Here is a 21,885-nt window from a genome sequence, read left to right as displayed (position 1 = left end):
CTCCATGAAGTCTAGGTCGCCCTAAATCCAGTTTCTCAGCCTGATACATTTCCGTCAAACCAAAGGCTTAAGACTAGACCAAGATCGTGTGAAATAGGCTTTATGCTTTGATATTAAAGTCCGAAAAGTAACCCATGGCTGTTCCAGCATTAAAAGACAATGCCGCTGTGGCATCAGAAATTAAGAAGATCGACGACACGGGCCTATTTGATATGGGCAAGGTGGATAGTTCTGAGTTGGGAAGTCCAGAGTCTTTCCGCTATAAAATTCTGACATTGGTGTTGGGTGAAAGATACGACCGGGCTATTGAAGAGTTGAAAGACTTTTTGGATGAGCCGTCGGACTATCCAGATTTCAAAGCTAAAATCACCAGATTCATCCATCACGGGATTGATTTGATCTATGCGATTAAGGCCAAACGTGGATTCCCGGGAATCAATTCATTGACTCGCGCCAAGCAGCAAGAGCTTCGCGAGAAATTTAAAGAGCACTTTAAAGAGCTTCAATATATCCTTAAAACTATTGAAAAAATTCAAACAGATTTGCGAATTGCGGATGCTCGTTCCACGATTTATGTGGTGCGTGCGCTGTGCGCGGCCTCTCTCGGAATCATTATTTTGGCGTTCTGGTTGGATATCGTTCACGGTCTCGCGCAAACGAGTGTGATTGTTTTTGATGATGCCTTCGGGCGGCTGGCAAACTGGCTGGTTGAACTCGTCGGACTTTAATAAAAAAAAGCCACCCATCAGGTGGCTTTTTCGTTTCAAATTACTTCTTAATTGTTCTGTAGACTTCTTCCAGGATAGGTTTCGATTGCCCACCGCTAAGAAGTTTTCCGTTTACAAAAACTGTCGGCGTCCCTTGAATTTGCGCATCGCCACCTTCTTTTGCCATGGAGGAAATCAACTCTTTGGTTGCAGGATCGTTTACGCACTTTTTTAAATCTTCCAAAGGAATTCCAACCTTTGTGGAGATTTGCTCAAGCATTTTGTCGATCAATTGAAGCTTGTACATCTCCATTTGATTTTCGAAAACAAAGTCATGAGCTTCCCAACCTTTTTTAGCGATTTGTTCCGAACACATGACCGAAGCTGCCAGGCCACAGCGAACGCCGTCTCCGCCACCACCCTGCATAGCTGGGTTGCACGTTGGATCCAATGGGAAAGGTTTGAAAACCAATTTCACATCTGGATGAGCTTTTACGAAGGCGTGGATGGGAGGAGCTGCGTCTTTACAGTGTGGGCAAAGGAAGTCTGCAAACTCAACAATTGTCATCACCACTGGTTCTGAACCTGATTGAAGAACGAGGCCCTTAGCGACATCGAATTTTTGCTCGGGTGATGGAATCCAAGAGCGAACCTTGTCCTGGGTCATTTTTTGTAAATCCCCGAAGCCTTGGCTTTCCATGTACATAAGGTTGGCAACGAAAGCGAAGACCGGAATGCAGATCAAAGAGCCCAAGATCCAGCGATCTGTGACGAAAATGTCTTTAATGTCGTCAGTAAGATTGCGAACAGACAAACCCTCTGCGCCTTTAAGGGCACCAACGAATGTGATAATCGAAAGAACATAGGTGCCGATGCAAACCAGGCAATAGGCAGTCATTGCTGTTGCGGAAATCACGCCCATAATAACTGATCCTAAAAGGACCAAGCTTGCCATTAAGAACGTGTAGCGTGAAGTTTTGTCAGGATCTTGAGTTAAATTCCAACGAGTTACGCTTAAAAGGAAAAGTAAAATAACATTTGTTACCAAACCCCAAAGAGCAACGGGGATTCCCAGGAAGGAAGCAAATTTGCTGGCCGTCACGGTGTCGCAATTAAATGTTGCACTGACATTACAGAAAGAAGTTCCCGTCAATGTTCCGAACTTCACTGCATAGAAGTGTTGAGTCAGGTAAGCGTGGCAGCCGATCGCGATCAAAGTTGCCAAAAGAGCGACAGTAAGGAAGACATTTTTATTCGAAGTTTGTTTCATGCCTTATTCAATCTTAGATTCGTGTTTGAAATCAATAAATTTTATGTAAAAATTGAAGGGCTATCAAGGAAGACAGCTTTGAACGACATACAGAAATGGATACGCATTCGTAAAGATCTCTATTTGCAGATGGAGAAACAAGTCCGTCATCGTCTGGGGGAAGATACTCCAGAGTTGATGCGTTATCATAAAACCTATCAAGGTGAATTTGCGCGCAAATGGCAGCCGGCGGCACCGACCGACCTTTGGGAGCAGATTGCAAATTCTCAGGTAGTTCTCATGGGGGATTTTCACGCCCTTCATCAATCGCAAAAAGCGCAGCTTCGCGTCTTAAGAAATATTCCTAAGGACCGTAAGACAGTTTTGGCTGTGGAATTTTTTGATGCCGCTGACCAGCCGAAAATTGATAAATTCATGCAAGGTAAAATGGCTGAAAAGGATTTTTTAAAAGCCATTAAATGGGAAACTCGCTGGGGTTTTCCATGGGAGCATTACCGTCCCCTTTTGCGCTATGCTCAGAAACATAAGATTTCTGTCTATGGTCTTAACAAGTCTTTCGCGAAAAGGAACGCCACGACTTTGAAATCACGGGATGTTTTTGCGGGTAAAAAAATCGCGGAACTGACCAAGGCTCATCCAGAGAGTTTGATATTTGTGATATATGGCGATTTGCATCTGGCTTCAGCGCACATTCCCGCTGAGATTCAAAAAAATCTGGGGAAGCCTTTTGCGAAAAGCGTGCTGAGTATATTTCAAAATGCGGAAAAAATTTATTTCCAGCTTTTGAATCAGGGCTCAGAGGGAAACACCGATTTGATCCGCATCAATCGCAATACGTTTTGCCTGATGAGCGTCCCGCCTTGGGTGAAATGGCAAAACTATTTGATGTATCTGGAGCAAACTTACGATGAGGGTTTGCAGTTTCAAAGTGAAGATGACGATGATTGGGATGAGGACGAGGATTCTGATTTTGCGCCAGTTGATTTCACCGATCATATTGGCCGCTATGTTAAGATCATGGCGGAAGAGTTAGGCTTGGATGTTTCTTTATCGGCGTTGTCCGTGTACTCGGCAAATGATGATTCCTTTTGGACTCAGGTGCGCGAACATTACGATGCGAAAAAGCAAATGTGGATTCAGCGCCTGATCGAGGATGAGTACTCTTTCTATCTGCCGGAAATCAGCGCCGCTTATCTTGCCCGAGGAACCGTGAATCATGCGGCAACTCTTGCGATGCAATACATTCATGCACAGGTGAGTGGAAGTAAAACGTTGTTTTCGGAAATGCCCCAGGATTTTTTACGTTGGATTTGGATGGAGGCGGTGGCCTATTTTGGATCGAAGATGATCAATCCAAAAAGAAAAACGGATACCATCGCTGATATTAAAGCCAGCTTGGTTCATAAAGATTCATCAGATATCGGCAAGGAAGCTTTGCAGCTGTCGCTCGCGCAAAAAATGCATGAGCTCATGGTAATTACGGGGGTGCCCGGACATAAGCTTCAAGCTAAACCTCGTCGCAAAGCGAGCTATATGGTGGCGGCGACGTTGCTTGGTGGCATGATGGGGGAGCGTCTGTTCTTTGGCTATCAGAAAAAGCTTTTAAAGACCGCTACCATGGCCTCTTTCATTCAAAAACCGATGGATAATAAAAACTTCGAAGTGGCTTACTATGGCATGCTGGAAGTTGTGGAATCATTGCCAACCCCGTTTCACAGTAAAAAGGAAAAACTATGAAGAAAACCTGGTTTCGCAGTGTTCAATTGAAGCCCCTGGGGCCATTCAGTTTGGAAGAGATGCGCGCTTTTATTCATCGGGGTGAAGTCGGCTTATTGGATTTAGTTTTGGACGAGAGTCAAGGCGATGTGTGGAAGCCTGCCGCCGAGTGGAGTGCTTTTGAACTTTCTTTGTTTCCAGCAGCTCAGTCATTTATTCCGGGAATGGAGGTTGATGAAAGCATCCCGGAATGGGTGGTTTTGGTGGAGCAGAAAGGTGCGACTCCGCTTCAAGAAGGACCTTATTCGATTTTCAATATTAAGAACGGCATTCGCTCAGGAAAATTTTCGCCCTATCAGCATATTTGGAAAAGTGGCCTCAGCGGATGGTGTCAGATCAAAGATCGTCCCGAATTTTATGCGTCAATTACTTCGGAACAGTTAAGTCCCGAAGAAACTAATTAAGCGCGTCTTTAAGGTCTTTGCCTGGTTTAAAGCGAGGGACGTGGGCGCTTGGGATTTTAACCACTTGCCCAGTTTTTGGATTGCGACCCTGGCGAGGTTTTCGGGTGGTTTTTGAAAACGTGCCAAAACCCACAAGTTTTACTTCGTCACCCTTTTTAAGGGCTTCTTGAATTACACGAAGGGTAGCGTCAAGGATATTTTCTGATTGAGCTTTCGTGGATTTTGTACGTTCAGCGATGATTTCGATCAGTTGAGCTTTGTTCATTGCTAATATCCTTTGGATTGCAGGGGATCGACACTAAATTTTGCTAAGAAATTGGTCAAGTTAAAATTAGAAATGGGGAGTGTTTTTCGATGAAGAATTTGTTTCGTGCCTTGTTGATTTTGTTATTTCCATTGACTTTATCTGCGCAACAAAAAGTTGCTGCTCAGCTGTATGGTTTGAAGTCTGAACGAAAGCAAAAGCTCTATGATCTGACGATTGGTTTTTCGCAGCAGGGGCCGGATATCCTTGTGCAGAGCGATTTTCGTGACACAGATGGAAAAACTGTTGTGACCGAAAAAGGTGTTGTCGCGGGTGATAAAATTCTTCGTTATGAAATTGTAAGATCTCAAACTCAGGAAAAAGGCACCATCGTGGTTGAAGGCGATAAAATCAAATTCGAATACGAAGGAGCGGATGGCAAGAAAAAAACTGCTGAAGAAAAAGCAAAGGGCTTGATTGTTTGTTCTTCCAGTTTTGCGTTGTTTGTAAAATCTCATTTCGAGCAATTGAAAAAGGGTGACGAGATCAGCATTCGATTTGCGGTGTGGGATCGATTGGAAACCGTGGGTTTCACGCTTCGCAATCTGGGATTCAAGGAAATTGACGGCGAAAAAGTGATGGAAGTGCAAATGAAGCCAACGAGCTTTGTGATTGCCGCCTTAGTCGATCCAGTGCATTTCTGGTTTGCTGAAAAAGACCAAACTTTACGAGTGATGAAGGGCCGCGTGGCTCCCAAGCAGATGAAGGATGGGAAGTGGAAAGACCTCGACGCTGAGGTGGTCTACACCATGGTCCAGACTCCAGTCTCAAAATAATACAGTCTCAATTTTTACCTGTTTCCCGCCGATAAGTGGGGCATGAAGAATCAGAACTCTCTTTTTGTAGTTTTCTGTTTGTGCCTTACGATCGGCATTGTTGCGGTCTATGGAGTGCTTGTTGGGCACTTTAATGGTCATCAGAAATATGAAATTCAAATCTCCGCTCTCAATAAGAAAGTTGAGAAGGAGCAATTCAATAATTCTTTGTTAAGTTATCAACTTAAAGATTTTCAGCAAACCGTTGCTCAAACTCTTCCAGATAACAAAACGCTGCAGGCAAAGTTTGAAGTAAGCAATCTGGCGTCTGCCGTCCGTTCTCCTGCGAGTGAATCTGCTATTGATTTGTCACCTATTATTTTTGAGCGTGCCAAGAAATACTTCACGCAGCAAAGTTATGATAAAGCCATTAAAGAATTTAACAACTTACTGGATAAGTATCCACTGAGTTCTCACGGTGTTGAAGCGCACTTTTTCATCGCGGAAAGTTACTTCTTAAAAAAGGATTTCCGCAATTCATTGGCGACCATTGATGATATGGTGACTCAGTATCCTGACAATGACCTGACAGGTTTCATTTTGCTTCGCATGGGGCAAATCAGTGAAATCAACAATCAGGTGGACGAAGCGTCTGAGGTTTATAACACCGTTCTAAAAAACTTCAAAAACGAAGATCTTCGTAAACAGGCCCGTAAGCTTGCTCAAAGCGTGGAATTTAAATAATGAAGAAGGTCTTTCAGATTCTTCTTTTTGTGATGGCATTTCAGATGGAGGTTCGGGTTCGCGCCTCTGCAGATACATTGCAACAGCCGACCGGTTGTTTGAAGTCTGCCGACAGCTGTGCGATTCACGTCCTGAATTCACCGTTTCACTTAAAACAAGAAGAGCTGGAATTGCACTCTGCTGAAGGCTCCACACTGATGCGTTTGTCCCAGGATCAATGGCGCTTGGTAAAAGGCGTTTTGTGGGTGGAAGAAGCTCCGCAGGTTGCAGTTGAAACGCCCTATGCGACGGCCAAAGCTGCTCATGGCCAGTACTGGTTGATAGATCGTGGAGATAAACTTGTTATTCGTAATATCAACGCTGACTTAACTGTTGTCTTAAGAGATGGCAAAAAGTTGGAAGTGCCGGGGGGCTTTGAGTTCTGGGTTTCTGGAATCAACTCTAAAGGTAAAAACGAATACGCCATGATTCAAACCGTGGATATGAAAGACCACTTGGTGCTTTGGAATAAATTGTTCAAAGGCACGAAAGAGCAGTTTAAAACCGAGGTCACTGAGCTTCGTGAAAACTGGAAAGATTTGGCGGAACGTGGTGGCAGCCTTTATGAAAAGATAGCCCTTCGTCAGATCGCCTCCATCCAGGAAAGCCAGCGAATCGAAGCGGAGAAAAAGCGCCAAGCCCAAGCGGAGCGCCAGAAAACCCGTGAATTGATGTACAAACGCGCCTTCGACAGATAACTTCATTAAAACCTAGGTCCTGATTTTATTTCTGAAACTCATAGTCCTGAAGTTTCTTCCGGCTGCACATGCTATTCTGCAGGCTGGGAGGATACGGATGTCTTCTATTTCATCAGACCGCGCGCGCCAGGACGAAACAATCAGACAGACTCGTGAAGAGTACGAAAATCGGGAAACCGAGAATGCCAAGCGCCGTAATGCGGAAATCAAACGCCTTGAAAAACGTTATCATGACGATGTTAAAGCCATTACCGATAACTATGAAAGCAAGATTGATACTCTGAAAGAACGTAATCGTGAGTCGCTGACCGAAAAAGACTTCGATAACAATCGTAAGATCGATGAAGTTCGCAACACGTATCGCGAATCTTTGCGTAATAAAACGGAAGAGGCTTACAATGACCGGGCTCTTTTGCGTCAGTCCTATGAAGCGCAAATTGATAAGCAGAAAAAGGTCAATGACTCTCAAAAAGAAAATCTAACAGGGCAGTTGAATACGGAAATTAAAAATCGTGATGATCAATTGCAACGCATGACCGATGAAAATCGTGAGCGTGCACGTCAGGATGTGGCTAAAAACGCCCGACGCTTGAATAATGCCCATGAAAAAGAAAGAGATGCGATGGCGAGTTCTCATCAACAGGAACTTGCAACAAAAAATCGTGCGACCAATGAAATGCGCAAATCCTATGAGTCTCGTTTGAAAGAAAGCGAGCGCATGCGCAATGATCAGAAAGAATCTCTTCAGCAGAAGATTGCCGACGTCATTACGAATGATAAAGAAATGTATTCCGATAACTTGAACATGAAACAGGAAGTGATGAACTCCGAGTTAAATCGTGTTCGCGACAAGTATCATAATGCTTTGGATGATAAAATGCAGTCCATCGACAATCAGAATGCAGATTTCCGTGATACTGTGAACGAGCGTATCTCGACTCAAGTTCGTTCTAAAGACTCACAAATTCAACGTCTGAACAGTCGACTGAATAATGAAATGGCCAAGAATGAAAAATTGCGCGGGATCGAGCGAAAAAACCTGACTCAGGCCTATGAAAAGCAAATGGACATTGTTGAACAGCGTCGTGAAGATGCCGTCAATGATATGCGTGAATTAACAAATGAGCGCATTGACAAAATGAATCAAAAAAATGCGCAGCTTTTACATAACGTGGACCGTGAATATCAATCTCAGGCCAACGTTACGAACTCGCGTATGTCAGCAGATCGCGAGATGATGAAAGCGTCCCACCAGGATCAAATGATCCAGGTGAACAACTCTGCTGAAACACGGGTTAAAAAGATCACGGATCTGTCTAATAAAAATGCAAAAAAATTAGGCGAATACTATGGTAGTTCTTTGGATCAAATGGAAGAGAACTATAACCAGCGTATGGAAGGTCAGCGTCAGCGTTTCACAGAAGACCAAGTGGCTAATAACAAAGCCATGACGGAACGTTTCCGTGGTATGGAGCAGAGCTTCAATGCAAAGCTTGAGCAAACGGTGAAGACATACGAGGACAAATTGTCGTCGTTGAAAGATAATCAAGACCGTGAAATTAAACGTCTTGAGAAGTTGTACTCACAGCGTATGCAAGATCAAGGCAAAGCGAACAAGAATGAGAAAGATTCCGTAGCTATGCAGTATGAAGCAAAGCTTGCGCAACTCACTGAGTCGCACAACGATCAGATTGAGAGAATGAATAGACGCCACCAGGAGGATATGCAAAACTTATCTGTAAAGATGAGTTCATACTCTAGGAAGGCATAGGTTCATGCTAGCAGATCGACGAGCGAAAATTGTGGCGACCATTGGGCCGTCAACTCGTGATGAGAAAAATCTAGAAAAAGCAATTAAGGCGGGCATGAATGTGGCTCGCCTTAACTTTTCCCACGGTGCACATGAAGATCACCTGAAGGTGATTCACTCACTTCGTAAACTTTCAAAAGAGTTGAATGCACCTGTGACGATCCTTCAGGATTTACAGGGTCCGAAGGTTCGCGTTGGTAAAATTGAAGGCGGGAAGATTGAAATCAAACCCGGCGAGAAATTTACTTTCACCACAGCACCTATCTTGGGTCGCCAGGGCCTGATCCCCTCTGACTTTAAAGAATTGCCAATGGCCTGTACTCCAGGCACACGCATCTTGTTGGATGACGGCTTGATGCAAGTTGAAGTGTTGCAGGTTCGTGGCGAAGAAGTCGACGTTGTCGTGATCGATGGCGGTATCCTGAAAGATCGCAAAGGCATGAACTTGCCAGGTGTGAATCTTCCCGTTGATCCGATGACTCCGAAAGATTTGGAAGATCTGGAATTTGGTATCGCGAACAAAGTAGATTATATCGCTTTAAGTTTCGTGCGCCATGCTCGTGATATTCGTAAGCTTCGCGAAATCATCGAATCCCGTGGATCTCAGGCTAAAATCGTGGCGAAGATCGAAATGATCGAAGCGATTGAAAACTTGGAAGAGATCTGTCGTTTAAGTGATGCTGTGATGGTGGCCCGTGGTGACCTGGCTGTTGAAGTCGGTCAAAGCCGTTTGCCGGGCTTCCAGAAGCGTATCATCAATGTTTGTAACCAATTGGGTCGTCCGGTTATCACTGCCACTCAAATGCTTGAGAGCATGATTGAAAACCCTCGTCCAACGCGTGCAGAGATCACTGACGTGGCGAATGCAGTTTTGGATGGTTCAGATGCCTTGATGCTTTCTGCAGAGTCTGCAAGCGGTAAGAATCCGTTTAAAGCGATTCGCACGATGCATGAGATTATTCTGGAAGTTGAGCGCAACGAAGAAGAATACTATAAGATTTCTTTGGAAAGCGAATTCTTAAGTACACCGGCTGCGATTGCGGCGAGTGCTTCCTTGAGTGCTTTGAAATTGAATGCGACGGCGATTATCTGTCTGACTAGCACAGGTAAAACAGCCAGTATCATTTCTGCTTTCCGTCCGAAGGCCCGCATTATTTCTATCACTCAGCACCAAGAGGTTCTGAACTCGATGGAGCTGAATTGGGGTATTCAAACTCACGCCATCAAGCCTTACAAAAACATGGAAGACATTTTGTTGGAAGTGGATCGTTTGTTAGTGACTCATGGTTTGTCGAAGACGGGTGACAAGGTCATTTTGACTTTGGGGCAACCGATTGCGAAGGGTGTGAAAACAAATTCTCTGTACGTCCACACAGTGGGCGGCGAAGATTTGACCAAGCTTCCGGATGAGCAATTGCCACTACGCTGTCAGGCTGATCCGAATATCGACTAAATTTCCTAAATACGAAAACGCAAAAGCCCTGGAGAAAACCAGGGCTTTTTTTATGCGCAGTACTGCCAGAAACGCGCGAGTCTGCAGATGCCTTTTGAAGGCGCTTTTAGCGGAGTTTACGCTTTAGGTTGTTGAGTAGTGTCCAATTGTTGGCTTGGGGTTCAACGAACGGAAGCTCCAGCATGACGAACACGCTGGAACCATCCATGATTTTTTCGTTGAGGTATTTCTTTTCGATTAAGCTGTTCACGTCGTCTGGCTTGATCAATTGACCGAATTCTTTAACGGATTCATTTTGGAGATCCACCAGGCTGACTTTGTTGAGGCCTTTTTTATCTGGCTCTACTTTTTTTCCAAAGTGAATAAGGGCATTTAGAACTCTGCATTCCTGCTCTGTTAAAGGATCTTTTTTGTCTTTTTCCTGTTTATAGATCCAGTCGTTATACCAATCCACAAACGCAAAAAGTTCTGCAGCCTTCATGTTGACGATTTTTTGAGTACCATCACCGCGATCTTCCTGAGTGGCGAATCCTAATTCTGTCAAAGCATTCACCAGGGAGTTCATTTTGTTCGTGGCTTCCTGGAAAATTTGGATCGTATAGTTACGAAGTAAGACCGAAGAAATGCTGACGCCGTTGGCTTCAGGTTTTCCATATTTATTGCAGACGAAGTTAAAGATCGACATCAACTTGTTGATCACATGTGGTGGAAAGCGTTCTTCGTCGGCATTGGCTGTTTCCAGCTGTTTTAATTTTTTATTGGATTCACGAATGGTCTCATTGAGATTTTTTAGAATCGCACGAACCCAAACCGGCAACTGATCAAGCTGCTTATTTAGAGATTCATAGGGGAGAGCAATAACTTCTGTTTCTTTGATCGCTTTAACATTGGCACTGCGAGGTTTGTTGTCGAACAAGCCCATTTCGCCAACCATGGAGCCGGGGCTGATTTCCGCCAGAGAAACCTCTGACTGTCCTTTGGTTTTTGTGACCGCAAGTAATCCGGATTTTATAATGTACATCGCGTCCGCAGGATCACCTTCGCGAAATAGGTAATTATCTTTTGCGATCTTTTTTGCCTCAGCCACGCACAGTTCCTTCCCGAGAAATTGTTGCATTTAGTATCTCGAAAAAACGGGCTGCGATCACTGGGAAAACTACGGACTAGACTTTAGCTAGCTGGATTAAAAGGTACGGCCTTACTTAACAAAGTAAGGCCGTACCTTTTAATCTCCAAAAAAAGCCCGAGGTGGTGTCCCCGGGCTCATTCATTGGAGAAAGTGTGTCCGTACCTTTTCTGTTTAGAAAGTCATCGCTTTGCAGTCAGGGGCGATTGTCATTTTGCCCTCTGTGGCTGCGAGTACTTTTTCGGGAGTCATATCGGGAGCATATTCTTTTAAAACGAAACCTTTATCAGTTACTTCGATCACGCCGAAATCGCTGACGATTTTCTTGATACACTTAATGCCTGTCAGTGGCAGAGTGCATTTCGTGCGAAGTTTGGAGTTTCCTTCTTTGTCTGTGTGTTGCATGGCTACGATAACGTTACGAGCGCCAGCAACAAGATCCATTGCTCCGCCCATGCCTTTTACCATTTTGCCTGGAACCATCCAATTCGCGATGGAACCTTCCTCATCCACTTCCATAGCGCCTAGAACCGTCAAGTCCACGTGGCCACCACGAATCATCGCAAAAGAGTCTGCACTGGAAAAGAAACTTGCACCGGGAACGGCTGTCACAGTTTGCTTACCTGCATTGACGAGATCGGCGTCGACTTTATCTTCGGTTGGGTAAGCACCCATTCCCAAAAGACCGTTTTCGCTCTGTAACATAACTGACATACCCTTAGGGATGTAGTTTGCTACCAAAGTTGGAATACCGATACCCAAATTCACGCAGTAACCATCTTGAACTTCTTGGGAAATTCTTTGTGCGATTTGTTCTCTTGTTAATGGCATGAATTACCCCTTGCTCACAGTGCGCTGTTCAATGCGTTTTTGATAATTCGTTCCCTGGAAAATTCTTTGGACGAATACGCCGGGAGTGTGAATTTGATCTGGATCTAATTCGCCGACCTCAACCAATTCTTCAACTTCGGCCACAGTGATTTTACCGGCAGTTGCGGCCATGGGGTTAAAGTTGCGCGCTGTTTTTCTGAAAACCAGGTTTCCGAACTTGTCACCCTTCCAGGCTTTGACCAGAGCGAAATCGCCAACGATACCGCGCTCAAGAACATAATCGCGACCATCGAAGTTCTTGATTTCTTTGCCTTCAGCTACCAATGTTCCGACTCCTGTTGGAGTGTAGAAGCCTGCGATACCCGCGCCACCAGCACGAATACGCTCAGCCAAGGTTCCTTGGGGGCAGAACTCAAGTTCTAATTCGCCGCTCATATATTGTTTTTCAAACAAAGCGTTTTCACCCACGTAAGATGAAACCATTTTTTTGATCTGACGTTTTTGCAAAAGCAATCCCAAACCAAAATCATCCACGCCGGCGTTGTTGGAAACGCAAGTGAGGTTTTTTACTCCGCGCTCAACCAAAGCTGCGATCGAGTTTTCCGGAATGCCGCAAAGACCAAAGCCACCAACGACCAAGGTCATTCCATCTTTCACGCCCTCAAGCGCTGACATGGCATCTTTATAAACTTTTTTGCTCATGATGTTTCTCCAAATTAAAAAGGCCACCCGGTGAGGGCAGCCTTTAGGGACTAGGCCTTTTCAATGATCAAGGCTACGGCTTCTCCACCACCAATACACAAAGTCGCAAGACCATAGCGTTTGTTGTGAGTGTGAAGAGCGTGAACCAAAGTCGTAAGAATACGAGCACCTGAAGCGCCGATCGGGTGACCGATAGCTACCGCGCCACCGTGAACGTTGACTTTAGCAGCTGGGATTTCCAGCTCTTTCATTGCTACTTGAGTAACAACTGCGAACGCTTCGTTGATCTCCCAAAGATCGATATCGCCAACTTTCAAGTTTGCTTTAGCCAACGCTTTTTTGATCGCGCCAACTGGTGCCGTTGTGAAGTATTTCGGTTCGTGGGCGAATGTGCCGTGAGCAACGATTTTAGCCAAAGGTTTTGCACCACGTTTTTTCGCTTCAGATTCAGACATCAAGACGTGGGCGGCACCACCGTCGTTGATTTTGGAAGCATTTGCCGCTGTGATTGTTCCGGCTTTATCGAAAGCGGGTTTCAAGCCAGGGATTTTATCAAAGTTCGTGTTGAATGGCTCTTCGTCTTTATCGATAACCACGTCGCCTTTGCGACCTGCAACTGTCACCGGAACGATTTCGTTTTTGAAAACGCCATCAGTCCAGGCTTTTTGTGCTTTTTTATAAGAGTCGACAGCGAAAGCATCTTGTTCTTCACGAGTGAAGTTATGTTCTTTTACGCAGATTTCTGCAGCATTACCCATATGGAAATTGTTGTAGGGATCCCAAAGACCGTCTTTGATCATGGAGTCAGTCATTTGCGTTGCGCCCATGCGGTAACCCGTACGAGAATTCTCAAGCAAGTGCGGAGCCAAAGTCATATTCTCTTGACCACCCGCGACTGCGATTTTCGTGTTACCCAATTGAATGTTATCAGCGGCAAGCATCACGGCTTTAAGACCAGAGCCGCAAACTTTATTGATCGTCATGCAGGGAGTGTTGTTGCTAAGGCCAGCAAAAAGAGCTGCTTGGCGAGCGGGAGCTTGTCCAACACCGGCAGTCAATACTTCACCCATGATCACTTCATCGATTTCATTCGGGGAAACATTTGCACGAGTTAGAGCTTCTTTAATCGCAGCTGCGCCTAGTTTAGGAGCAGGTACTGCACCGAAACCACCTTGAAAGGATGCGACAGGAGTTCTGACGCTGCTGACAATCACTACATTTTCCATAATTCACCTCTTCATGTTGAAAATCGTAAAAAAATTATCTTAAATAGAGTCTGAGTCAATATTTCAGAATTTGGAGACAACGCATGTCAGCGATCACGGTCATCTTGATGAGTCTTTTTGTTCAGCCTCTTTTTGCAGCCACGTTCGAGGCTCCGGTTCAAGAAGGCACTCGTTTGGTTCTTAAAGGTTTTGAAGCCCAGGTGCAACTTGTCGCGGTGCCAGGGGCCAATGCCGTAAAAATCTCTGGAGTGGACGAGTCAGGTATGGAAGGCGCTTACGTGGTGACTAAGAAAGATAATACCATCGAAGTCAGCATGAATGAATTCGGCAGCAAGAAAACCTGGATGAATATCTTGCCGAAAGCGAACTCTCAGATGAAAAAAATCGAAATTTCCGGGGCTGCGATTCCGGTGGAGATTCAGCTCAAAGGTGGTAGCGTCATTGCGCAAAAATGGAGCAAAGATCTGAAAGTGAGTATGACTTCAGGTCGCACCGTGACCTCCAATGGCACTGGCTCCCTGCAGCTTTACGTGCAAAAAGGTGAGATCAGCGTCAGCGATCATATCGGTCGCGTGAATGCCGACGGATATTCAGGTGTAATGAATCTAAAAAACATCCAGGGGGACATCGATGCGTCGATGTTTTCCGGTCAGTTGAATATCGAAAAAGTTCGTGGCTTTTTGTCACTTTCAACACAGCAGGCCACTGGAAAAGTGAACCAAGGTTCTGGCACAATCCAGTTTGAAAATGGCAAAGGCAGTTTGAATTTGCAGGCGTTCCAGGGGCGTCTTGAAGGACAAAACCAAGAAGGAAACGTCAGCATCACCATGGCGCTGGATTCGGAAGTGGATGTGAAATCCAAAGCAGGTCGCATTAATATCACATCACCAGCGGCTTCGGGGGCTAGCGTCAATCTGTATACGGTGGATGGTGAAATATTCGTTCCGAATGAATTGAAAGTGAACAAACTCAGCTCAGAGAAAAGTGTTCGTGGACGTCTGCGTGGCACGACACAAAGAGGGAGTATTTCTGTGCGCAGCCAAGAGGCGACAATTCTAGTGAAATGAGTTGACAGCCCAAGCTCTATGATTCAGGTATTTGAAGGTACATTCACCATCGTCAACTAGGTAAAATAATGGCAAAAATCGTTAAAAAGAAGCCCGCAGCAAAGACACCAGCAAAATCGGCTAAAAAAGCCCCAGTAAAAGCTGCGTCAAAACCTGCACCTAAAAAAGCAGCTCCGAAAACTGTTGTTAAGAAGAAGGTTGAAAAAGCTCCTGTAAAGGCAGCTCCAAAAAAACCGGAAGTTAAGAAAAAGGTCGAAGCAAAGGTTGAGCCTAAGGCAAAAGTTCCTGCGAAATCCGCAAAGGAAGTCAAAGAGACTAAAGCCGAAGTTGCAAAAAAAGAGAAAGTCGAGAAAAAGGCCGCGGCCGCTCCTGCGCCGGAAAAAACTGTAGCTCCTAAAAAAGATGCGAAAGCAGCTAAAAAAGGCGCGAAAGGTAAAGGCAAAGAAAAAGACGACTCTGAAATGGATGATGATTTTATCGCTGATGACGACATGATGGGCGATGAGATCGGGGAGTATGAAGAGGAACTTAAAGCCGTTGAAGAATCCGAAGAGGAGATCGACGTCGTTGAGGAATGGGCTCCTGAAGACAAAGACAAGTCAGACGAAGAAATCGTACTGACAGACGCTGAAGGCCGTCGTTACTGCCGCGCTCGCGATTGCGATCAAGTTGCGGTTGTTGATGTTTACTGCCGTTACCACTACCTCTTGTTTTGGAAGAAAATCCAAGTTCGTAAGAAGATCCTTACGGATGGTAAACTTGAGCGTTACGTTGAGGAATTGACGTCACGTTATCCAGATAAATTCCTAGAGATGATCCGTCGCGATTTGCGTACTGAGAAAGATTTCTTAGCTGCGATTCAGGAGCTTGAGATTGACGAATCAGGAGCAGAAAACGAGTTTGAAGAGGATACGAACGCCTTCATCGAAGAAGTGCGCGGAATGGGTGACTCCGGGTCTGGGGCCAGCGACGACGACGAGTACTAGTCGCGCACTGGCAAATCCGATTTACCTGCGTTGCTGCGTCGTCGCTGTACTGATAGTACAGCTTCCTCCTGGCGCCTTGTTAAATCGAATTTTCCAGCACGCTTAAATTTGATTATTGATTTGGGAAAGCCTCACTCTGACGAGTGGGGCTTTTTTTTTTGGCTGCTTTGCTGCTGCGCGCAAAGGGCCGCCTTTTGGGGGCGGGGGCGGGGGCGGGTATGGGAGGGTTGGGAGTGGGGGAATTGTTTGGGAAATCGTGGGGTTGTCATTTGTTAACTTTTTGTTGGTGGCGCGAGTGCTTGCGTCATGGAATTTTGTAGTACATATTTTGTTGCTATCTCGAACCCAGATTGGTACCAGTAGCCGCAAGTTACCTAAATATATGTCGGAAATACGGTCCGACGTTTCTACCTGCCACCATTAATGGCAGACTATTTGGAGATATAAATGAAGAACTTATTCGTTCTTTTCGCGATCCTTGTTGCTTCCGTTACTTCACACGCTCAAGAGCAATTTCCAATCGGGCCAGATCACAATCTGACTCCGGGTTCATTGTGCTCTCGTCCAAGCGAACACCGTTATCCAGAAGGTATCAACTACTGTGAGCGTGACGTTGATTCTGACGTTAAAAGAGGTCGTTTCGCAGCCTATGATCAATTGGGCTTCCGCACTCGACAAATGGATCGCCAAGATTTCAAAATCGACCACTACATCCCACTTTGCATGGGTGGATCTAACAACATCGATAACTTGTGGCCACAACACAAATCTGTGTACGAAGTTACAGATAAACTGGAACAAGTTCTTTGTGAAAAGATGGCTGAAGGCAAGCTTTTGCAAAAAGATGCCGTTCGTATCATCGTTCAAGCGAAAAACAACTTGGATCAAGTTCCTGCGATCCTAGCGCGCGCATACGCTCTATAATTGATTTAGTTATCTCTCTCGAGGGGTAAGGCTCACTTCCAGTATTAGGGGTGGGCCTTTTTCGTTTGGATGGTTAGTGGAAATCATCCCGTTAGAGGCAAAAAAAAGCTCCTTAGTGGAGCTTTTTTTTATTCCCGCTAAACATGCGCGGTCCTTTTTCATCGTCGTCATCAGAGTCTTCTTCGTCCTCTTCTGATTCTTCATCGTCATCATCGCGGGGAGGGCTGAGCTCTTCGCTTTTTTCCGCTCTGGAAAGAGCATCTTCGGATTCGGTTTCTTCGTAAATCATCGAGTCATCGTCAACGCCCAAAAGCTTGTTCGCTTCAGCTTCCAGACTGGAGTTTTCTGTGGAGAATTGAAGGTAAAGTTTTTTGCCTTGGAACGGGAACTCCTGCCACACGTAGGGGAAGTCCACTTCGCCTTCTTTTTCAAAGTATTCCATCATCATGGAGGCCGCGGCATCCACGCAATTGTGGATACGAGAAACGGCGTCTTGTTGTTCTTGAGAGTAGTTCATGGACACTTCAAAGTTCGCCTGTGCCAAGCGACCTTGTTCGTGATATCCAACGCGCAGCACAATCTCTTCGGTGTAGATACGACCTTCGATAATCAGTTCAGCTTCATCTAGGTATTGAGCGAAATTCTCGTTGAACACCGTTTGAATTTGATCTGAGTACTCTTTGGGGAAATTAGTCCATTTTTTGGAACTTTTCAGTCTTGGATTCATAGAGAGTGGCTCCTCGAACTTTGACATTTCTAAAGTGAACCTCTATAACTCACTTTCTTTGATGACACAAGAGGTAAGGACTCTCGGGAACCGAGAGGCAGAGGTAAGAACCGTGGATGAATTGAGCCAAAATCCTGAAATCACCAATCAAATTCAGAGTATGAATCAAGATGTCGGTCAGGGCCGTGGCGTCTACATTTCTACGTACGGTTGCCAGATGAACGTGAACGACACCGAACGTATGCACTCTCTTTTGGAAATGCAAAATTTCGTGCCTGTGCAAACTCCGGAAGAAGCGTCTTTGATCATTATCAATTCTTGCAGTGTTCGTGAAAAACCAGTGCATAAAGTTTATTCCGAGGTCGGAACTTTCAGAAAGATGAAAGAGAAAAATCCTGAGCTTCGCATTGGCGTTGGTGGCTGCGTGGGCCAGCAGGAAAAAGAAAATCTTATTAAAAATCAGCCGATGATCGATTTCGTTTTCGGAACGGATCAAATCGACAGTCTTCCGTATCTGGTGGCTGATAGCTTTATGGATCGTGAAAAGCGCATCAATGCTAAGTTTCAGCATCGTGCGCCTTATCACATCGAAACCATGGTTCGTAATCCAGGTGTCGCGACTTTCGTGAATATCACAAAAGGCTGCGATAATTTCTGTACGTTCTGTGTGGTGCCTTACACTCGTGGTCGCGAAAAATCTCGTCCTTTGCAGCATATCCTGACGGACATCCGTCATCTGGTGAAGCGCGGGATGAAGGAAGTGACGTTGCTGGGGCAAAACGTAAATTCTTATTCCGACAGCGATGTCGATTTTGCTGATTTGATGGCGAAAGTCGCAACAGAAACTGATGTGGAAAGAATTCGTTTTACGACATCTCATCCGAAAGACTTTAATCAAAAGCTTGCGGATACGATGGCGGCTCATCAGGATAAAATCATGGAGTATATCCATTTGCCATTCCAAAGCGGCAGCACGCGCGTATTAGCGCGTATGAATCGTATTTACACGCGTGAAGAGTATTTGGAAAAAATCGCGATGCTTCGCAAATCGATTCCGAATGTTGTTTTCTCGACCGACATCATCGTGGGCTTCCCGGGTGAGACGGAAGAGGACTTCCAGGATACGATGAACATGGTTCAAGAGGGTGGCTTTGAGACGATCTTTGCGTTCAAGTACTCCCCACGTCCATTTACGAAGGCTGCAAAATTCGAAGATCAAATTGCTGAAGAAGTAAAATCCGAGCGTTTGAATCGCCTGTTTGATATGCACGATAAAATGTCCTTTGAGCTTGTTAAAAGATACGAAGGCCAAGTCCTGAAAGTTTTGGTTGAAAATACGGACCGTGAAGAAGGAAAAGTTCACGGTCGCAGCACGGGTAACAAACTTGTTCACTTAAAAGGCTCTGCTGATTTGATCGGGAAAACTGTGGATGTTCGCATCACACGTGCTTTCCCGGCAACATTCCACGGAGAATTGGTTCAATAATGAAAGAACAAGTATTGGATCTGAACAATCTTAGAGCCGACATCATCTTCGCTGAGGAATCTCACGATGAAGAAACTTTTCACCAGGAAGACCTGGTGCAATTGTTTCCGTACGGTCTTTCTGTGACGGGGGATGTGTCTCGTCCGTTTTTATTGTTGAAAGATGCATCTCATGCTTACACCTTGCCAGTGGCGGTTTCGCCGATTGAAGCGGGTGTGGCTTTGTCTCAATCAAATAAAAGTATTGCTGAATCCACTCCTCACAAATTCACTCAGCTTTTGATGGAGTCTTTGGGGATTGAAGTGCGCCAGGCCGTGTTTGTGGAAATCAAGGGTGCCAATCAGTACGTTCGTCTTTATCTGACAGGACATCCAAAATCCAACTCGATCAAAGTGCGCGCGGATGAGGCGATGTCTTTGTGTCTGCACTTGAACACTCCGATTTTTGCGACAAAGAATTATATCGGTCGCTCGAAGGTAATGAGTGCAACTGTTGAGAGTAATTCCCACGTACTCCAAAACATGTCTGGCGAAAAGCCTAGATATCTAAATTAACATTTGAAAAATTGCTGTACTGCAAATTGTGTTAAGGCTCTGTTGTTGAAACAATAGAGCCATGATTCATCTACCACCACTAATTTACGATCTTGGGATAATTCTGGTAGTGGGCGCCTTGGTGACCCTGCTGTTTAAAAAGCTTCGCCAGCCACTGGTGCTGGGTTACCTTATTGCGGGTTTTCTGGTCAGTCAGCATTTTCCGTATCTTCCGACAATTCAAGATAAGGCCAATATTAATACATGGGCGGAGATCGGCGTTATCTTTCTGCTTTTTGGTTTGGGCCTGGAGTTCAGTTTTAAAAAATTGGTAAAAGTGGGTGGTTCAGCCGGCTTCACTGCTGTGTTTGAAGTGATTTTCATGGTGGGGTTGGGATACCTGGTGGGAAGGTTGCTGGGCTGGAACTCCATCGACAGCCTTTTCATGGGTGGAGTGCTTTCTATTTCATCAACCACTATCATTGTGCGCGCGTTCCAAGAGCTAAATATGAAAGGTCAGCGCTTTGTTGAGCTGGTCTTCGGTATTTTGATCGTCGAAGACATTGTCGCCGTTTTGCTTTTGGTCCTATTGCCTTCGCTGGCCATGAGTGAAGGGTTGAATATGGGGTCTCTAATGACGGTGACCCTGCGAATGGTGTTCTTTATTTTGTTATGGTTCGTTGTAGGGATTTTTCTTTTGCCAGTTTTCCTTCGCAAGATCCGAACGCTGCTTGAAGAAGAAACGACTTTGATTGTTTCTATCGCTCTTTGTTTCATGATGGTTGCGATCTCATCCTTGGCAGGATTCTCCCCAGCATTGGGTGCCTTTGTAATGGGATCACTTTTGGCAGAAACTCCCGAAGGCCACCATATCGAAAAGCTGATCAACCCCGTGAAAAATCTTTTTGCAGCGGTCTTTTTTGTTTCTGTGGGAACTATGATTGATCCGCAAATCATCATGGATAAACCCATCTTGATTCTGCTTCTGACTTTAGTGACGATTCTTGGTAAATTCCTAAGTACTTATCTTGGTGCATTGTTGACTGGGCAAAGTCGTAAAACCTCCATGCAGTCCGGAATGAGTCTGGCGCAAATTGGAGAGTTTTCTTTTATCATTGCGGCCTTGGGCACAACACTCAAAGTCACGAGTGATTTTATTTATCCTTTGGCGGTGGCGGTTTCTGCGGTCACAACCTTTACAACGCCTTATTTGATCAAAGCCTCGCCGTGGTTTACGGAAGCTATGGATCGTGTTTTGCCGGATCGTTTAAAAAAGGCGATGGACAACTATAAGTCATCTTTTGAACGTCAAGGAACTCGCAGTGTGGGTTCTTTATTGGCTGAAGCCTATGGAATGAAGATTATTTTGAATTCTGTGGTGATAGTGGCGTTGATGTTTGGATTTAAAAAGTTCGCTGCACAGTTTTTACAGAAAGCTCTGCCCGAATTCCAGCATGTGAATGGCGTCAGTTTAATGCTTTGTATGATCGTTTCGGCACCATTTTTCTGGGGCTTGGTCAAAGGACGTCCCTCAAAAAAAATGACCCAAGATCTGGATGTCATGGCCAAGCTTCGTCGCTTGATTCCAGGGGTGACCTTCGTGCGAGTGCTTTTGGCGATATTGTTGCTGGCGGGCTTGGTGGCGCAATTCGTTTCTTTGAAATTTGCGTCGGGTGCTTTGATCGGTTCGGTTTTAGTTATGGGTGTTCTCTCTTACCGATATGGTGAAAAAGTTTATAAGCTTTTCGAAGGGGAGTTCCTGTCTAATCTGACCGAAAAAGAGCGCGAAGAGATTTCTAAACGCGATGAGGTCACGCACCTTGCCCTGCCGTGGGATGCTTCGATCAGCGTTCTCGAAGTGGCAGTGGATTCCACATGGGCAGGGCGAACCTTGCGTGAATTAAAATTTAAAGAAAATTATTCTGTGACCATCGCTTCCGTCATCCGTGGAACTCGTCGATTTTTTGCACCTGCGGGGGATTTTATTCTTTGGCCCTTTGATAAAATCGTCTGCTTCGGCAGCGAGGCGGAATTGCTGGATTTAAATCACAAGGTGGAACAAGAAAAAAATCACAGATGGCAGGAAGCGGAAACACCGAAGTATCGTATGGGCTCTTTCGTCGTTCAAGATGAAGCGACTTATCTAGGCAAGACCATTCGCGAGAGTGGTATTAGGGAATCTAAAAAAATCCTGGTCGTTTGTGTGGAGCGCGGTAAGGAAAGAATTCTAGGACCCTCTGCTGGTACGGTTTTGCAGGCAGGTGATCTAGTCTGGTTTGTGTCGGAATAAATATCGACCGTACATGGGGAAAAAACG

The 21,885-nt window shown here is 45.2% G+C and carries 21 protein-coding genes and 1 riboswitch; of the genes, 14 read left to right on the top strand and 7 right to left on the bottom strand.

All coding sequences use genetic code 11. The annotated features are described in order from the left end of the window. The first annotated feature begins 134 nt into the window (after positions 1–134). Positions 135–728 carry a hypothetical protein gene (locus ACLSU7_RS02830; protein WP_413294044.1) on the top strand — a complete coding sequence of 198 codons (594 nt, stop codon included), beginning with the start codon at positions 135–137 and terminating at the stop codon, positions 726–728. Between the two features lie 40 nt (positions 729–768). Here the strand turns inward: ACLSU7_RS02830 and ACLSU7_RS02825 are convergent, their stop codons facing one another. Then, entirely contained in the window at positions 769–1,977 is a 1,209-nt protein-coding gene (locus tag ACLSU7_RS02825) for a DsbA family protein (protein ID WP_413294043.1), read from the bottom strand. A gap of 78 nt (positions 1,978–2,055) precedes the next feature. Between ACLSU7_RS02825 and ACLSU7_RS02820 the strand changes: the two genes are divergently transcribed. Then, a complete protein-coding gene (locus ACLSU7_RS02820; protein ID WP_413294042.1) occupies positions 2,056–3,714 on the top strand; it encodes a ChaN family lipoprotein in 1,659 nt (552 codons plus the stop codon). Continuing rightward, the gene (locus tag ACLSU7_RS02815; RefSeq protein WP_413294041.1) at positions 3,711–4,157 is read left to right on the top strand and encodes a GYF domain-containing protein; all 447 of its coding nucleotides are present in this window, start codon (positions 3,711–3,713) and stop codon (positions 4,155–4,157) included. The genes ACLSU7_RS02820 and ACLSU7_RS02815 overlap by 4 nt, the downstream gene beginning before the upstream one ends. On the opposite strand, the gene ACLSU7_RS02810 is transcribed toward ACLSU7_RS02815, so the two are convergent. Then, positions 4,150–4,422 (bottom strand): HU family DNA-binding protein, encoded by a 273-nt coding sequence (locus ACLSU7_RS02810; RefSeq protein ID WP_413294040.1) that lies wholly within the window; start codon positions 4,420–4,422, stop codon positions 4,150–4,152. The genes ACLSU7_RS02815 and ACLSU7_RS02810 overlap by 8 nt on opposite strands. An 89-nt stretch (positions 4,423–4,511) precedes the next feature. On the opposite strand from ACLSU7_RS02810, the gene ACLSU7_RS02805 reads away from it, so the two are divergent. From ACLSU7_RS02805 to pyk, 5 genes are all read left to right on the top strand, one after another. Continuing rightward, complete coding sequence (locus ACLSU7_RS02805; RefSeq protein WP_413294039.1) at positions 4,512–5,237, top strand: hypothetical protein; 726 nt, start codon at positions 4,512–4,514, stop codon at positions 5,235–5,237. A 42-nt stretch (positions 5,238–5,279) separates the two neighbouring features. Further along, positions 5,280–5,960 carry a tetratricopeptide repeat protein gene (locus ACLSU7_RS02800; RefSeq protein ID WP_413294038.1) on the top strand — a complete coding sequence of 227 codons (681 nt, stop codon included), beginning with the start codon at positions 5,280–5,282 and terminating at the stop codon, positions 5,958–5,960. Then, entirely contained in the window at positions 5,960–6,697 is a 738-nt protein-coding gene (locus ACLSU7_RS02795) for a hypothetical protein (protein WP_413294037.1), read from the top strand. Before ACLSU7_RS02800 ends, ACLSU7_RS02795 begins: the two co-directional genes overlap by 1 nt. A gap of 97 nt (positions 6,698–6,794) precedes the next feature. After that, positions 6,795–8,468: a hypothetical protein gene (locus ACLSU7_RS02790; RefSeq protein WP_413294036.1), complete on the top strand. Its 1,674-nt coding sequence runs from the start codon at positions 6,795–6,797 to the stop codon at positions 8,466–8,468. 4 nt (positions 8,469–8,472) lie between these two features. Further along, a complete protein-coding gene (pyk, locus tag ACLSU7_RS02785) occupies positions 8,473–9,960 on the top strand; it encodes a pyruvate kinase (RefSeq protein ID WP_413294035.1) in 1,488 nt (495 codons plus the stop codon). Between the two features lie 106 nt (positions 9,961–10,066). On the opposite strand, the gene ACLSU7_RS02780 is transcribed toward pyk, so the two are convergent. The 4 genes from ACLSU7_RS02780 to ACLSU7_RS02765 all read right to left on the bottom strand — a co-directional run bounded on the left by ACLSU7_RS02780 (position 10,067) and on the right by ACLSU7_RS02765 (position 13,845). Then, entirely contained in the window at positions 10,067–11,047 is a 981-nt protein-coding gene (locus ACLSU7_RS02780) for a Crp/Fnr family transcriptional regulator (protein WP_413294034.1), read from the bottom strand. Between the two features lie 213 nt (positions 11,048–11,260). Continuing rightward, entirely contained in the window at positions 11,261–11,917 is a 657-nt protein-coding gene (locus ACLSU7_RS02775; protein ID WP_413294033.1) for a CoA transferase subunit B, read from the bottom strand. Positions 11,918–11,920: 3 nt separating this feature from the next. Next, positions 11,921–12,619, bottom strand: coding sequence for a CoA transferase subunit A (locus ACLSU7_RS02770; protein WP_413294032.1), 699 nt, complete (start codon positions 12,617–12,619; stop codon positions 11,921–11,923). Positions 12,620–12,669: 50 nt separating this feature from the next. Beyond that, complete coding sequence (locus tag ACLSU7_RS02765) at positions 12,670–13,845, bottom strand: thiolase family protein (protein ID WP_181607407.1); 1,176 nt, start codon at positions 13,843–13,845, stop codon at positions 12,670–12,672. Positions 13,846–13,928: 83 nt separating this feature from the next. Here ACLSU7_RS02765 and ACLSU7_RS02760 point away from each other — a divergent pair, with 83 nt between their 5' ends. From ACLSU7_RS02760 to ACLSU7_RS02750, 3 genes are all read left to right on the top strand, one after another. Continuing rightward, the gene (locus tag ACLSU7_RS02760; RefSeq protein WP_413294031.1) at positions 13,929–14,912 is read left to right on the top strand and encodes a hypothetical protein; all 984 of its coding nucleotides are present in this window, start codon (positions 13,929–13,931) and stop codon (positions 14,910–14,912) included. A gap of 68 nt (positions 14,913–14,980) precedes the next feature. Then, positions 14,981–15,898 carry a hypothetical protein gene (locus ACLSU7_RS02755; RefSeq protein WP_413294030.1) on the top strand — a complete coding sequence of 306 codons (918 nt, stop codon included), beginning with the start codon at positions 14,981–14,983 and terminating at the stop codon, positions 15,896–15,898. A 356-nt stretch (positions 15,899–16,254) separates the two neighbouring features. Further along, a riboswitch (purine riboswitch) is annotated at positions 16,255–16,352 on the top strand. Further along, positions 16,346–16,822: an HNH endonuclease signature motif containing protein gene (locus tag ACLSU7_RS02750; protein WP_413294029.1), complete on the top strand. Its 477-nt coding sequence runs from the start codon at positions 16,346–16,348 to the stop codon at positions 16,820–16,822. Its footprint overlaps the riboswitch before it by 7 nt. A gap of 112 nt (positions 16,823–16,934) precedes the next feature. On the opposite strand, the gene ACLSU7_RS02745 is transcribed toward ACLSU7_RS02750, so the two are convergent. Next, entirely contained in the window at positions 16,935–17,549 is a 615-nt protein-coding gene (locus tag ACLSU7_RS02745; RefSeq protein WP_413294028.1) for a hypothetical protein, read from the bottom strand. Positions 17,550–17,661: 112 nt separating this feature from the next. Here ACLSU7_RS02745 and miaB point away from each other — a divergent pair, with 112 nt between their 5' ends. The 3 genes from miaB (at position 17,662) to ACLSU7_RS02730 (ending at position 21,858) form a co-directional block, all read left to right on the top strand. Next, positions 17,662–19,035, top strand: coding sequence for a tRNA (N6-isopentenyl adenosine(37)-C2)-methylthiotransferase MiaB (miaB, locus tag ACLSU7_RS02740; protein ID WP_413294027.1), 1,374 nt, complete (start codon positions 17,662–17,664; stop codon positions 19,033–19,035). After that, positions 19,035–19,589: a bifunctional nuclease family protein gene (locus ACLSU7_RS02735; RefSeq protein ID WP_413294026.1), complete on the top strand. Its 555-nt coding sequence runs from the start codon at positions 19,035–19,037 to the stop codon at positions 19,587–19,589. The genes miaB and ACLSU7_RS02735 overlap by 1 nt, the downstream gene beginning before the upstream one ends. A gap of 61 nt (positions 19,590–19,650) precedes the next feature. Further along, positions 19,651–21,858 (top strand): cation:proton antiporter, encoded by a 2,208-nt coding sequence (locus tag ACLSU7_RS02730; protein ID WP_413294025.1) that lies wholly within the window; start codon positions 19,651–19,653, stop codon positions 21,856–21,858. Positions 21,859–21,885: the final 27 nt, after the last annotated feature.

Source organism: Bdellovibrio sp. HCB185ZH, assembly GCF_047302455.1.
Lineage (GTDB): Bacteria > Bdellovibrionota > Bdellovibrionia > Bdellovibrionales > Bdellovibrionaceae > Bdellovibrio.
This window is presented reverse-complemented; position numbering and strand designations above follow the sequence as displayed.

Excerpts from the sequence above, each read along its gene's own strand:
- ACLSU7_RS02730 (WP_413294025.1), top strand. The coding sequence starts at position 19,651 with ATGATTCATCTACCACCACTAATTTACGATCTTGGGATAATTCTGGTA.
- ACLSU7_RS02800 (WP_413294038.1), top strand. The coding sequence starts at position 5,280 with ATGAAGAATCAGAACTCTCTTTTTGTAGTTTTCTGTTTGTGCCTTACG.
- ACLSU7_RS02830 (WP_413294044.1), top strand. The coding sequence starts at position 135 with ATGGCTGTTCCAGCATTAAAAGACAATGCCGCTGTGGCATCAGAAATT.
- ACLSU7_RS02750 (WP_413294029.1), top strand. The coding sequence starts at position 16,346 with ATGAAGAACTTATTCGTTCTTTTCGCGATCCTTGTTGCTTCCGTTACT.
- ACLSU7_RS02790 (WP_413294036.1), top strand. The coding sequence starts at position 6,795 with ATGTCTTCTATTTCATCAGACCGCGCGCGCCAGGACGAAACAATCAGA.
- ACLSU7_RS02825 (WP_413294043.1), bottom strand. The coding sequence starts at position 1,977 with ATGAAACAAACTTCGAATAAAAATGTCTTCCTTACTGTCGCTCTTTTG.
- ACLSU7_RS02765 (WP_181607407.1), bottom strand. The coding sequence starts at position 13,845 with ATGGAAAATGTAGTGATTGTCAGCAGCGTCAGAACTCCTGTCGCATCC.
- ACLSU7_RS02795 (WP_413294037.1), top strand. The coding sequence starts at position 5,960 with ATGAAGAAGGTCTTTCAGATTCTTCTTTTTGTGATGGCATTTCAGATG.
- ACLSU7_RS02735 (WP_413294026.1), top strand. The coding sequence starts at position 19,035 with ATGAAAGAACAAGTATTGGATCTGAACAATCTTAGAGCCGACATCATC.
- ACLSU7_RS02760 (WP_413294031.1), top strand. The coding sequence starts at position 13,929 with ATGTCAGCGATCACGGTCATCTTGATGAGTCTTTTTGTTCAGCCTCTT.
- ACLSU7_RS02775 (WP_413294033.1), bottom strand. The coding sequence starts at position 11,917 with ATGCCATTAACAAGAGAACAAATCGCACAAAGAATTTCCCAAGAAGTT.
- ACLSU7_RS02805 (WP_413294039.1), top strand. The coding sequence starts at position 4,512 with ATGAAGAATTTGTTTCGTGCCTTGTTGATTTTGTTATTTCCATTGACT.
- pyk (WP_413294035.1), top strand. The coding sequence starts at position 8,473 with ATGCTAGCAGATCGACGAGCGAAAATTGTGGCGACCATTGGGCCGTCA.
- ACLSU7_RS02745 (WP_413294028.1), bottom strand. The coding sequence starts at position 17,549 with ATGAATCCAAGACTGAAAAGTTCCAAAAAATGGACTAATTTCCCCAAA.
- ACLSU7_RS02810 (WP_413294040.1), bottom strand. The coding sequence starts at position 4,422 with ATGAACAAAGCTCAACTGATCGAAATCATCGCTGAACGTACAAAATCC.
- ACLSU7_RS02770 (WP_413294032.1), bottom strand. The coding sequence starts at position 12,619 with ATGAGCAAAAAAGTTTATAAAGATGCCATGTCAGCGCTTGAGGGCGTG.
- ACLSU7_RS02815 (WP_413294041.1), top strand. The coding sequence starts at position 3,711 with ATGAAGAAAACCTGGTTTCGCAGTGTTCAATTGAAGCCCCTGGGGCCA.
- ACLSU7_RS02755 (WP_413294030.1), top strand. The coding sequence starts at position 14,981 with ATGGCAAAAATCGTTAAAAAGAAGCCCGCAGCAAAGACACCAGCAAAA.